The sequence below is a fragment of the Bradyrhizobium sp. BRP20 genome (genome assembly GCF_020194215.1).
GTDB classification, from domain to species: Bacteria; Pseudomonadota; Alphaproteobacteria; order Rhizobiales; family Xanthobacteraceae; genus Bradyrhizobium; species Bradyrhizobium yuanmingense.
Genome location: NZ_JADYVY010000018.1, coordinates 24,257 through 35,725 on the forward strand (window position 1 = coordinate 24,257; position 11,469 = coordinate 35,725).

Annotated in this window: 11 protein-coding genes; 4 read left to right on the forward strand and 7 right to left on the reverse strand. The window is 57.7% G+C overall.

The features are described 5' to 3' along the window. Positions 1-98: 98 nt before the first annotated feature. The 4 genes from I6F33_RS30960 to I6F33_RS30975 form a co-directional block, all read right to left on the reverse strand. On the reverse strand, positions 99-557 hold the full coding sequence (locus I6F33_RS30960; protein ID WP_225145058.1) for a hypothetical protein: 459 nt from the start codon (positions 555-557) through the stop codon (positions 99-101). A gap of 477 nt (positions 558-1,034) precedes the next feature. Next, positions 1,035-2,918: a sulfate adenylyltransferase subunit CysN gene (gene cysN / locus I6F33_RS30965; protein WP_225145059.1), complete on the reverse strand. Its 1,884-nt coding sequence runs from the start codon at positions 2,916-2,918 to the stop codon at positions 1,035-1,037. After that, a complete protein-coding gene (cysD, locus tag I6F33_RS30970) occupies positions 2,918-3,883 on the reverse strand; it encodes a sulfate adenylyltransferase subunit CysD (RefSeq protein WP_225145107.1) in 966 nt (321 codons plus the stop codon). Before cysD ends, cysN begins: the two co-directional genes overlap by 1 nt. Before the next feature lie 210 nt (positions 3,884-4,093). Next, positions 4,094-5,248 carry a sulfotransferase gene (locus I6F33_RS30975; RefSeq protein ID WP_225145060.1) on the reverse strand — a complete coding sequence of 385 codons (1,155 nt, stop codon included), beginning with the start codon at positions 5,246-5,248 and terminating at the stop codon, positions 4,094-4,096. A gap of 799 nt (positions 5,249-6,047) precedes the next feature. On the opposite strand from I6F33_RS30975, the gene I6F33_RS30980 reads away from it, so the two are divergent. After that, the gene (locus I6F33_RS30980; RefSeq protein WP_345944124.1) at positions 6,048-6,377 is read left to right on the forward strand and encodes a MarR family transcriptional regulator; all 330 of its coding nucleotides are present in this window, start codon (positions 6,048-6,050) and stop codon (positions 6,375-6,377) included. Between the two features lie 810 nt (positions 6,378-7,187). Here I6F33_RS30980 and I6F33_RS30985 read toward each other — a convergent pair. The 3 genes from I6F33_RS30985 to I6F33_RS30995 form a co-directional block, all read right to left on the reverse strand. After that, positions 7,188-7,373 carry a hypothetical protein gene (locus tag I6F33_RS30985; RefSeq protein WP_225145061.1) on the reverse strand — a complete coding sequence of 62 codons (186 nt, stop codon included), beginning with the start codon at positions 7,371-7,373 and terminating at the stop codon, positions 7,188-7,190. A gap of 655 nt (positions 7,374-8,028) precedes the next feature. Next, a complete protein-coding gene (locus I6F33_RS30990) occupies positions 8,029-8,361 on the reverse strand; it encodes a hypothetical protein (RefSeq protein ID WP_225145062.1) in 333 nt (110 codons plus the stop codon). Between the two features lie 875 nt (positions 8,362-9,236). After that, positions 9,237-9,455, reverse strand: coding sequence for a hypothetical protein (locus I6F33_RS30995; RefSeq protein ID WP_225130907.1), 219 nt, complete (start codon positions 9,453-9,455; stop codon positions 9,237-9,239). Between the two features lie 864 nt (positions 9,456-10,319). Here I6F33_RS30995 and I6F33_RS31000 point away from each other — a divergent pair. The 3 genes from I6F33_RS31000 (at position 10,320) to I6F33_RS38405 (ending at position 11,388) form a co-directional block, all read left to right on the forward strand. Then, the gene (locus tag I6F33_RS31000) at positions 10,320-10,658 is read left to right on the forward strand and encodes a hypothetical protein (protein WP_225145063.1); all 339 of its coding nucleotides are present in this window, start codon (positions 10,320-10,322) and stop codon (positions 10,656-10,658) included. A 235-nt stretch (positions 10,659-10,893) separates the two neighbouring features. Then, positions 10,894-11,136, forward strand: a complete 243-nt coding sequence (locus tag I6F33_RS31005; RefSeq protein ID WP_225145064.1) for a hypothetical protein — start codon at positions 10,894-10,896, stop codon at positions 11,134-11,136. Positions 11,137-11,259: 123 nt separating this feature from the next. Next, a complete protein-coding gene (locus I6F33_RS38405) occupies positions 11,260-11,388 on the forward strand; it encodes a hypothetical protein (protein WP_275945328.1) in 129 nt (42 codons plus the stop codon). The last annotated feature ends 81 nt before the right edge of the window (positions 11,389-11,469 follow it).

The window sequence follows — 11,469 nt, forward strand, 5'->3', positions numbered from 1 at the left end:
TCTCACGAACGATCATCGCCGTGGCGAGCGTGCCGCGGTTGACGGGCTGGTCCGAATCGTAAGGCCCAAAGTGAAAGGAGTTCCATCGCGTCCAACACTCAATGGAGCGCAAGTACCTCGGCGGTAAGGCGCTCTGATTCGACGGATCGCATTTCGCAGCCGTTCTGCTCGCGTTGGCCCCTCTGCAGCGCCTGCTCGTTGATGGCGAGCTCGCGTTCGACGCGGTCTACCGCGCGGTCGAACAGGTTGACGGTTGACCAGAGCAGATCATCAAGAGATCGTCCTTGTCGCTTGCCATGGATGAGCTCCCTTGCCTTTTCGGCCGCGCCATGGCCGCCTTCATGGCGATCAACGACGGCAGGCGGTACGAAGCAGAACCCGAAGCGCGGAAGTCCGTAGCGCAGCACGGGATGGCTAAGGTTCGCGGCTGCTTTGTCTCGCAATGCGAAGGCGCGGGTGTAGGCAGGCGTTGTCCGCCGTCGAGCGGCGGGCCACCGAGGCAAGCTTGCCGAAAGCCGGCATGGCCGCGACAGGAGGGAGTGGTGGTCGACTGCCAAGTTCGGGTCCTGAAAACAAGTGCCCGCTCGCCGGATGCGGCCAAGCCCGGAAACCGAGGCCCCTCATACTGCGCGAGAGATCGAAGCCGGCCGAGACGCTGTCCGGCTCGGCTTTAACGGGAGCTCGGCGTGTCGCTGGCCGTACGCGCAGCAAGAAGCGCCAAGCGAAAACTCAACTTACTGGAAGTCGGACTTCCTCTCTGGACTTTGTTTTCACATCGTAGATTCTGATCTGGAGCATGGGACGGCGTTTCTTGAGCTCCTCCGCTCCCGCCCATGCTCCATCTCTGCTCGCGTACTCGGTTTTGAGTTGGCCATCCACTTCGAGCACATAACCGGAAGCGGGCAATCGACGAGTGGGTGCGACCATTTTGTTCCTTTAGAGCCAAAAGTCCGATCGCAGGCTCGCCAGAGCTGGTTCGCCTTGGCCGGGCTTGCGGGATATCGTGCGAATCGATGGTGCGACGCGAGGGACCTCTAACCATCAAGAATTGACCGCGCCATCAAGACATCCACTACCGCTTCCGCTGAATGCTCTAGGGTCTGCTCCATGGTCCTGAGATGAACCTCCGGTGTCGTTGGTGCTTCGTAGCACGAATCGATCGCGGTGAAGTTCTTGATCTTGCCGGATCTCACCTTTGAATACAGACCTTTTGGGTCTCGCCGCGCGCATTCCTCGAGCGGCGTATCGACAAAGACTTCTATGAACTCATCCTTGCCAACCAGGCTGCGCACCCTGTCCCGTTCGGCCCTAGTGGGCGAGATGAACGAGCAGATCACGATCAAGCCGCTGTCCGCCATCAACTTGGCAACTTCGCCGACACGCCGGATGTTCGCCACGCGATCCGTCTCCGAGAAACCGAGGTCCGCGTTCAATCCGTGCCGGAGGTTGTCGCCATCCAGCAGCATGGTATGCCGCGACATCGCAAACAGCTTTTGATCAACAAGGTTGGCAATCGTCGACTTTCCCGCGCCAGACAAGCCAGTGAACCAGATGACGCAAGGCTTCTGATTCTTGAGCGCGGCGCGCTCCCTCCTGTCCACGGATAGCGCTTGCCTAGCAATATTGGTGGCCCGCCGTAGCGGAAAGGCAATCATGCCGGCCCCGACCGTACGATTCGTGTAACGATCGATGACGATAAATGATCCGGTCTTTCGATTGAGGTCGTAAGGATCGAATACGGCGGGCGTTGCGGTCACAACATCGCAGAAGGCGATCTCGTTGAGGGAAAGCGTCCCGGCGGCCAGATGCTCACAAGTGTTGACGTCGATTCGATGCCTAATTGTGGTAATGCTGCCAGAAATCGTCTGCGGTCCAATCCGCAGGACGTAATTGCGTCCGGGAGCGAGCGGCTCCTTGTCCATCCAGATCACATAAGCAGCAAGCTGGTCGGCCACCTTCGGTCGGTCGTCCGGTCGCGACAGAATGTCGCCACGACTGATATCGATTTCGTCTTCCAGTGTAATGGTAACCGCATCCCCGGCTTCGGCGGCGACGAGGTCACCATCGTGGGTCACGATCCGCTTGACGCGCGTGGTCCGCCCCGACGCAGCGACAACGATCTCGTCTCCTGTCGAGATCCTCCCGGAAGCCACCGACCCGGCATAGCCCCGAAAATCCGGGTTTGGCCGGTTTACCCATTGGACCGGAAAGCGGAAAGCCTGGCTTGCGGTGCCGGACTGGATGTCAATGCTCTCCAAATGCTCGAGCAGGCAGGGACCATGATACCAGTTGGCATGAGCGGAGCGGTCCACGACGTTGTCGCCGTAGCGGGCCGAGATCGGGATCGGAACAATCGAGGTGAAGCTGAGACCGGCGGCAAAGGCCAGATAGTCACGGGCGATCCGATCGAAGCACTCCTTGTTATATGCCACAAGATCGATCTTGTTCACTGCCAGCACGACATGGCGAATACCGAGCAGCGAGCAGATAAAGGAGTGGCGGCGGGTCTGAACCATCACGCCTTTGCGGGCATCGATCAGGATGATGGCGAGCTGGGCATGCGAGGCGCCGGTAGCCATATTGCGGGTATACTGCTCGTGGCCGGGAGTGTCGGCCACCATGAAGGAGCGCCGCGGCGTCGTGAAGAAGCGGTAGGCGACATCGATTGTGATGCCCTGCTCCCGTTCGGCCTCCAGCCCGTCCACGAGCAGCGCGAAGTCGATGTCATTGCCGGTGCTACCATGCTTGATGCTGTCGCGTTCCAGCGCCGTGAGCTGATCGTGGTAGATCATCTTGCTGTCGTGCAGCAATCGGCCGATCAGCGTCGATTTGCCGTCGTCCACCGAGCCACATGTGATGAATCGCAGCTGATCCTTCGTCCTGGCCGGGACCAGTTCTGTTGCCGGATTCGTAAACATCAAAAGTAGCCTTCCCGCTTCTTCTTCTCCATTGAAGCGGCTTCGTCGGCATCAATTAGGCGTCCCTGGCGCTCCGACACAGTCGTAGTCTGCATTTCCGCGACGATATCTTCGATCGTCGTCGCATCGGATTCAATAGCTCCGCTCAAAGGATAACATCCAAGCGTGCGAAAGCGGATCATGCGCATTTCCGGCGTCTCGTCGCCGTTAAGCGGCAATCGCTGGTCATCGACCATGATCATCGCACCATTTCGACGCACTATCGGTCTTTGGTTTGCGAAGTAGAGCGGAACCACCGGAATCTTGTCGAGCATGATGTATTCCCACACCTCGAGCTCGGTCCAGTTTGACATCGCAAACACGCGCATGGTTTCGCCCTGGCGGATCCGTGTGTTGAACAAGTTCCAGAGCTCCGGCCGCTGATTACGGGGGTCCCATACGTGTCCGGCCGAACGGAAGGAGAGTATCCGTTCTTTTGCGCGACTCTTTTCCTCATCGCGCCGCGCTCCGCCAAAGGCAGCATCAAATCCGTGGAGGTCGAGCGCCTGCTTCAGCGCGTCGGTCTTCATCACCTGGGTATGGAGCGCGGAGCCGGAATCGATCGGATTGATCCCGCGCGCGAGGCCCTCCTTGTTGACATGGACGATCAGGTCGAGGCCGAGCCGCCTGGCTGTCGCGTCCCGGAAGCTGATCATCTCGCGGAACTTCCAGGTCGTGTCAACGTGAAGCAGGGGAAACGGCAATTTTGCCGGATAGAACGCCTTGATTGCAATGTGCAGCATTACGCTTGAGTCTTTTCCGATCGAGTAAAGCATGACCGGCCTTTTGAACTCGGCGACCACATCACGCATGATTTCAATCGATTCAGCTTCGAGGCGGCGCAGATGTTTCGGTAGCATGTGCCTTCTTTTCGATGCAGGATCTCTGTTCTTCGCCGTTCTATGGCTCCAGCCTAGAGTGGGAATATCCGCGGCGGAAACGGCTGGCCAAGACGCATGGCTCGTCGATGAGCTCAAGCCCCACTGGAGAGGAGACTTGCAGACGCGGGAGCATATCGCATTCCGCCGCTGGTGCGGTCGGCGCCTGGGTCACACCTGATCGGGAGATCAGCTCGTGCGGGTTAAGGATAATGGCTAAATCAGCCAGCGTGTTTTATTCGCAAGCATTCAGATCCGTTAGCGGATATTGAGGATCCGCTCAAGCCGCGCGACTTCGCCTCGCAGCATCTCGATAGCCGCTTCGCTGTTGCGAATGCCATCCAGCCCCGCAGCTCGATCAGCTTCTGACGCCAACAGCGTCTGTTGCAACTGGGCAGCCATCGTGTGGACCGGCTCTCCAGCGTGAGGTGGGCCGGATAATGCTCCCGCCTTGGAGCTTCGCAAATCCCACCAGGTTCGGAATACCTGACGATAAAGTTCAGTTACCTCCCCTCCCCTATCCAGGACTCCGGCTTGCTGTGCATGTACCAGTTCCTGCTCATATCCGAGTTCTAGCAGAAGCTCGGCGCCGACCAGATCGGTCACGGTTTGCATCTCTTCGACGCTCAATTGAGATTGCCATGCCTTGACAGAGCTTTGGTCGACGGCGTTTCGTTCCAAGATTTTTCGGTCTCCGAAGCTACTCGATCGAAGATAATCTGCTTGTCTCATCCCCGCCGATGCGACGGCCGCTGGATCACAGCCGAGGCCCCTCAACAGACGCCGGATTTCCTCGTCCGGATGCGCCACGAACAGTTCGTATTGCACGAACTGTGTGCGCGGGCGAGTGCGGTGGGCGGCGAGCTTGGGAAGGCCCAGAACCAAATCGGCGAGTGACGTTATGATGCCGTCGGGCAGACGGAGCATGAGATCGACGAGACTGGAGACGCTGACCGGATGCGAGCTTTCTGCCCGCAGTGGGACCCCCCACGTCGATTTCAGTGAAGCCGCGATGGCATAGGGATTGCGCATCAGAAGGATGTGTGGCGCCTCTGGATAGACAGATTCAAGAAACTCAAGCGCCGTCCAATAGCGTGGTGTCTTGTCTAGGATGATGCGCTTGCCCGCTTGTGCCAGATACTGATCATAGGCTGCATCGGCAAAAGCGCGGCTAGGGATCGTGCTATCTATCCGACCCAAGAATTCAGAGGTCGCGGCCTCAATCAGCGAGCCACCCGCCGGATGGCGCTGATCCACCCTGCCAAATGCTTCAACCGCCAGCATCAACCAGGGTTCAGGCGGAGCCACAATGTCTGGATGGTGCTGCAGCAAATGCGCCAGGAGTGTCGTCCCGGATCGTGGAAGACCGAGGAGAAAGCACACCGCAGGCGAACGGCCAAAACATCCGCTCATCGTTCAGACGCCTCGTCCTTGAAAAGCGAACCCTGTCGGCGCTCGCTCGATTGATCGACAGAAAGCCAGCCGCAAAGCGCTAAAACGACCAGAATTTTGTCTGCCACTCATGACTTGAGAACCGTTCAGTTCGATCGATCGGCTGGATACAGAAAGACACCGCAATCGCGTCCTCGATTACTCGACAGTTGAAACGAAGTCACGAGCCAGCTCAACTACACGAAGATTGATTGCGGATATGGGAAGGTTGGAACGAACTATACAGACGTTTGCCGAAGACCGCCAAGGCACATGGGAAGGTTATTACGTATAATCACAGCTCCCTGTTGCTGAGGAAGACGTAAATGCGACATGCAACCTCGCTGATGCTCGGCATACACCAAAGAAGTTCGGCAAAAGAGCGGACGGCTCGGCGAGCTCGGCAAAGAAGCAGACCATGTCGCGGACATCTCACGTGGCAAGGTGCAGCAATCTTGTCAGCGCGCATCCCTGCCGACGCAAGCGTGAATGCTGCCCTTGGTCCGCCAAGACACTCCATAGTCCGGCCAGCCTGTTGTTCGCCAGCCCATCCTTCCGAGTTATACCAAGTAATTGATTTTCCTGCTCTTGGAGCGTTGCCCCTCCCTTAATCGGGCGCAAGGAGACTTGTAAACGATGGAACCTGACTTAAGATGCCTCCGGATCTACCTGATCCAGCAAGCGCGCTTGGCCGCATCTCTACTGACGGAGACGAGATTGTCCGGTCATTTATGTGGGAGATCAGATCGATTCGTGCGTCGAAGAACTTGCCAAATTAAATGTGCTGGGCATCACTCGGCCACGGTGGACGATCCTGATGGCTGTGAACTATTTGGGCAAAGAAATGCGTGTACCGGTCAACCTGGTGTCACGATTGATGCTCGTCGACCCCTCCTTCGTGACAACCCACTCAAAGCTGCTAGAGAAAAACGGTTTGCTGCGGCATAAGTCCTCCGCAGACGATGCCCGGATCGGGCAGATGTCGCTGACGGCCAAAACGCGCAAGCATCTCCGACTTTGGAGCCACGACAGGCAGCCCTGGTTGAGCTCGCTTTTGATGAAAGCGGCGTTGACCGATCAAGCGAGTTCATTGCCAAGGCTGCTACAGTGAGGCTTCGCCTGGAAAGGGCCCGCTCTGGCGTTCAGAAGATCAAACGCACGACCTTCAGAAATGGAGCTCGCTAACATGAGTCTCCCATCCTTCGAATATGTCTTGAAGCAGCGCGGTCGAAGATGGTTGTGGTCCGTTCACAACGCCTAGGGCGCTCAGGTGATGACGGGTTCAGGACCTAACCGCCCCGCCGCCATCTATCAAGCTAACAGAGCGCTTTTTCAATTGCTGTTGAGCGCGCCATATTGCCTCGGAGCTCGAGCTAGCCAATAGGCTCGGAGAGGTTCGCTTACGCCCAAACTTTAGTCTGGCACGAGCTTCGAGGATGCCCCATTCGCGAGTTGTTTCCATTTCGCTAAAGCGATCAGCCGATGTGTTCGGCCCAGCGCGGCCAAGACTGCCTCGCCGAAGCTGAAGAAGCTGCTGGCCGAACGGATGCTAGATTCGGCCCCTACAGGAGTTCCTCTCAGACTGGTCAGCTTCTCGAACTAACGCGCCAAGGACTGGGCGTAGTGGCACCATCGCATGCGTTCCGGGGCCGAGTGTCTTGGGGTTTTATCTTCGAGACAGGGCTATGGCTAAGCCTATCTCTTCACTCGCGATCATACATCGCAAGCGGCTGTCGAAACCGCCTTCCAAGAAACTTGATCAAAGCGCTGGAGCACGTTCCGCGACATTGAAGGCATCCACTACGTGCCTGAAAAATTCTCTCAGCGCGGGTCGGTAACGCTAATGTGCGACAAAGTCTGTATGGCCAAAGAGGGCGGCCCGCGAGCCGCCCTACCGGCCACTAGCCAGCGTTGCTCACAATTACCGCTGATGTCCGAGTCCGATTCCGAGATTTAAGGCCTTCTGGCGTAGCGCACCTTCGCTGCGTTTGGTCATTTTTGCTATTTTTATGACCGGGGTCCGAGCCTTCGAATGGACTTTGAGCTCTTTGATATCTGCCTTCGTCCACTCGCGCCGCTTAACGCGTTTCTTGGTTGCTTTATTCACGATGAATGCTCCTTCTGAGAGGAGCGCCTGTAACACATTTTTTTCGGAGCGACGACCGTAAAAAAGAGGCACTCATCGGAACTCGCGCCAGCGTATAAGTTCGGTCATGCTTTCTGCCCATAGTGTTTCGAAGAAAGGGTCAGCGGAGATAGCCGCCTTGGCTACGTTTGTGACGAGGTCTCAACTGCCGTCTCCGACCGATTTGAGGTCAAACTACGTCGGTGGTAACCGCGCCGTTGGACATCTTGGCGAATGGCATCGCTCACTAAACGCACCGCCCGCTTCTTTCGCTTCCAATTGCCGTCCAACCCCGCGGGGATCGCAAAGCCTCGCGGAACGACCAAAAGATCGCGCCTTCCGTTCAAATAAACATCAAACATGTCGTCCCTCGTCAGACACGAGCGTAGATCGCGGGTTCATACATTTGGTGATATCGAAGCAACAGTCGCGATTAAGAACTCTACGCGAGTTTTCTCCGGATGTTGCCGCACTTGAGGGTGCATGGCGCAATCCCGCTTCTCCTTCAGGTGCTCCGCATCGCCGAGAACACAGGAGCTTCTCACGCCTTATTGTCGCTAACAGATCCACTTATCGGGGCCTCGTCAGATCGACACGATAATGACCATCCGCGTTTTTAAGAATATTGCCGCCCTTGTCACGAATATACGCCCGAGCAGGTGGAGCGCACTCTTTTGTGTTGAGCGTCTGGATGCAACACGCCTTGCCCTTTGAGACTGATTTCCCTTATCCAGCGGCCACCTCGCCGTCGCTGAGGCGAATTTGATCGGACCGAGTTGTAGTTCGGCCGAACTTTGATCTCCTCCGGGGGTAGTCGCGCCGGCGGTTCATAGCGGCGATTGAGGACGACGACGGCGGCGGCGGCCAGGCTGGCGACGAAAGCCAGCAATACGCAGAACGTAAACGCCGGATCGTGTCCCATCGCTGCGGCAAAGAAGAAAACGTAGGCAGAAACAGCGAATATAGACATAAGGGCTGCTTCACTATGTCGTGGATTTCGAGGCGGCGATGGGCTTGTCCTGTATCGGCCTTCTTTGAATGAGGGCATGCTCAGGAGTCAAGATCTTCGGTGAGGAACTGATTGAGCGCGATGAATCGCGAAAGAGCAGCCGGAGGATATCTCACGACCAATCGCGCCGGGTCTGTTCGTTCGGGCAGTCTTTGAGCGGACTTGCATGGTGTTGGCTCTCGAGGTCGGCGGCGCAGCGGACTTTGGTCTGACACAGGCCACACACGCGTTGGGGATCGCAGTCTGGATTGCGGCAGCAAGCGCATTCTCGGAAACACCGCCAAGTGCGAGGCGCTTGCTCAAGAGTTCAGGAGAGCCCGGTCTTTGCGCCATGGTTCGAAAGGCGGATACGAACAGACTAAGGTCACGTGCGATCGCATCGAGGTCCTGCGAGCTCAACTAAGCCGGTTCGGATGTCTGGGACAGGCCCGCGCGTAACCGGCTGAGGAGATGTCTAAACCGTCAAGGGTATGTGTGCAGATTGGACAACCAAGCCTAACCCTTCGAAACAGCCATAGCTGCCGGAGGCAGACTTGTTTTTGACATTGGATCAAACAAGACCGACTTGTGGGAGCAGGTCCTTCGATCCGGATGGCCCTGCCGGTACGATGCTTGGCGGAGCGCTGCAGACCCCATTGAACGGCAGGCGGCAAACCGTCCAGCGAGGTCCGCTTAGGTGTGGTGAGACAACAGGGTGCCCGCCGAATTGACGAAAGCATCACCAGTTGTTCTCTCGAATCGACCGTCGACACGACCCTGTCCGGGATCACGCTTAGATTACAGATTGACCCCACAACTCAATTCGCAGACTTCTCGCCAAAGTCAAGCTAACCAGCCTATGCCGGCGGCAATGCAGGCGGGGTTCGAAGCTCGATCACATCGGCGAAGACTGTCCAATCGCGGACACTCTTTTGCTTGCAGAAATCGGTCTCCGCCTGCTGTGCAGCAGCACTTAGCGAGGCGGCATCGATCTTAAACGCTGCCTGACAGGCACGATGTTCGTGACCGGTATCGTCACAAACGGTCTTAATGAACCGAACGTTAAATGAAGGCATGGCCCCCTCTTCTTGTGGGTTTGCTTATCCACCATCCTGCCATTGGCGCCTCAAGAATATTTGATCTGCCTCAAGCAGCACCCCAAGAGGTTTGGTTGTCCGCTGCTCCGTCGAGATAAAGTCGAGACTTTGGCAGCGCGGCCCGCGCGCTCCTGTTGTCCCGCAAGCCGCGCTATCTCTATCTGTCTAGCTTTGCAGATCGCACTCTGTTTGAACCGAGGGACAGCGTCTTCTGGTCTGCTCAAGCCCTCGACCAACAAATTGGGGTGCCGATGAATTGGGGAATGTCTCGAAGAGAGGATCGAGAGCAGCATGCGCCGTCACGCCCGAGATGCCGGCTATTGATCTCTATCGATCCCATACTCAACCGCTAGCAATATGGAGGCTCGAGACGCCGCGAACCTTACACGCGATATTTGGTGGTCTCACGAGGCATTGCCGCAAACACCAGGTCATTGCGCGAATGACCGGGCAGAGGCCTTTCTGAGGCGTGCCGGCGGCCAGGGCTATCGACGGCGAGACTACGCGCACGTGATCGTGGGCCAATGAGGCGAACCGCCCCACCTTCTGACGGTCCGCCCTGCCGCCCCGACAGCAAAGCCGATGGTCAGGCTTGTCGCAGCCAACGTTTGATAAGGCCAAGATTCCGGACTTCAGCGCCAAAGATTATCTGGGATCAGCGCCAGCAAGGCTGCCGACAATGCGAAGCGAGCGATCAATTGACTATCTGCTTGCTGGCTATCGCAGCATTGAGGACAGATGCTGTCGTGGCCCATCGCGAGGGATGCGCCTCAAATCAACCCGGCTACACGCTGGCGTGTTGCAGACCAACGCGGGACCCTGGCGGATCGCCCGAGTTGAGACATGTCGCCTGCCAACGCGGGCCTGTCGGGCTCGCAGCAGCCGCTCGAGCTTGGCCGTTTTGGACGCGCATCAGCTCGTTTTGACCTGTATCAATTCTGCGGCGACTGCCTACTGATAGACGTGAGCTTCCAGTCCAAGGTCACACACATGGCAGACAGAAAGACTTGGCGCCCCATCATCTTTTCATGTCCAGATACCGGCGACCGAGTTCAAGGACTGCTGCCGGGCGCACCCGTGCCGCGTGCCGATGACCTGCTCACAATAACCTGCGCCGCGTGCGATGGCGTCCACTTCATCGACCTGCGGACGGGCGCGATGATCGGCGCCGAGCGCAACTAGGCCCATCCGAATGGTGTCAAGAAAATTCCGGCGTCTTCCCGTTCTCGATTGGGGATGCCGCTCCGCTCGCAAGGGCGCGGCTGACGTCATCACAACCCAACGCCCCGCGCTGACGCCGTGGGACGGAGATTTTCACCAACGGAGGATGTTTCGACATGACAGACTACGGCGACATTTGTCGCGGCGCCGGCCAGATCGTGGCAGCGCAGTCCAGTTTAACTTCTGCAGGACAACGATGAATACCAACCGCCGCGGGCTTGAGCTGATCCAGATCGATTCGACCGAAGCCCGGGAGTTGTTTCGCAGCGCCAATCCTAATATTTCGGTTAGCGAGCGGATCATGTCCCGGCACGATAGGTTCAACGGCGCCACGGCCGATAAAATCCCGGCCGCGGCCGACCCCATCGAGAGCACGCGCCGCCTAGGTTATACCGAGTTGAGCCTGTTCGCGCGGCACGCCAAGCGATCTCGTCCGTAGTGTTCAGAAGGTTGCCTGAATTTGTCAGCCCGCAGCGATGAACTCCGTCCAGGATCTAGTGGCGACCTGACCTGGGAGCGGCTCGAAACTGCGCCGCCCTTTGATCGGGATCTGGAGATTGCCGTGATCGAGGGTAACACCATTCACCGGGTGGTCTTTCCTTGCCGCCGGATCTTCGACGGCTGGATTAAGGCAAAGACCGGAGAACGCGTCGCCGTGCAGCCGACGCACTGGCGCATCTGGCCCGGATAGCGGCGACCATCCTGCGCAATAGATTGGCGTGAGTTGAGGCCGGGACTGCCTCGGGGTGGCCTCTCGTGGTAAACAATGTAG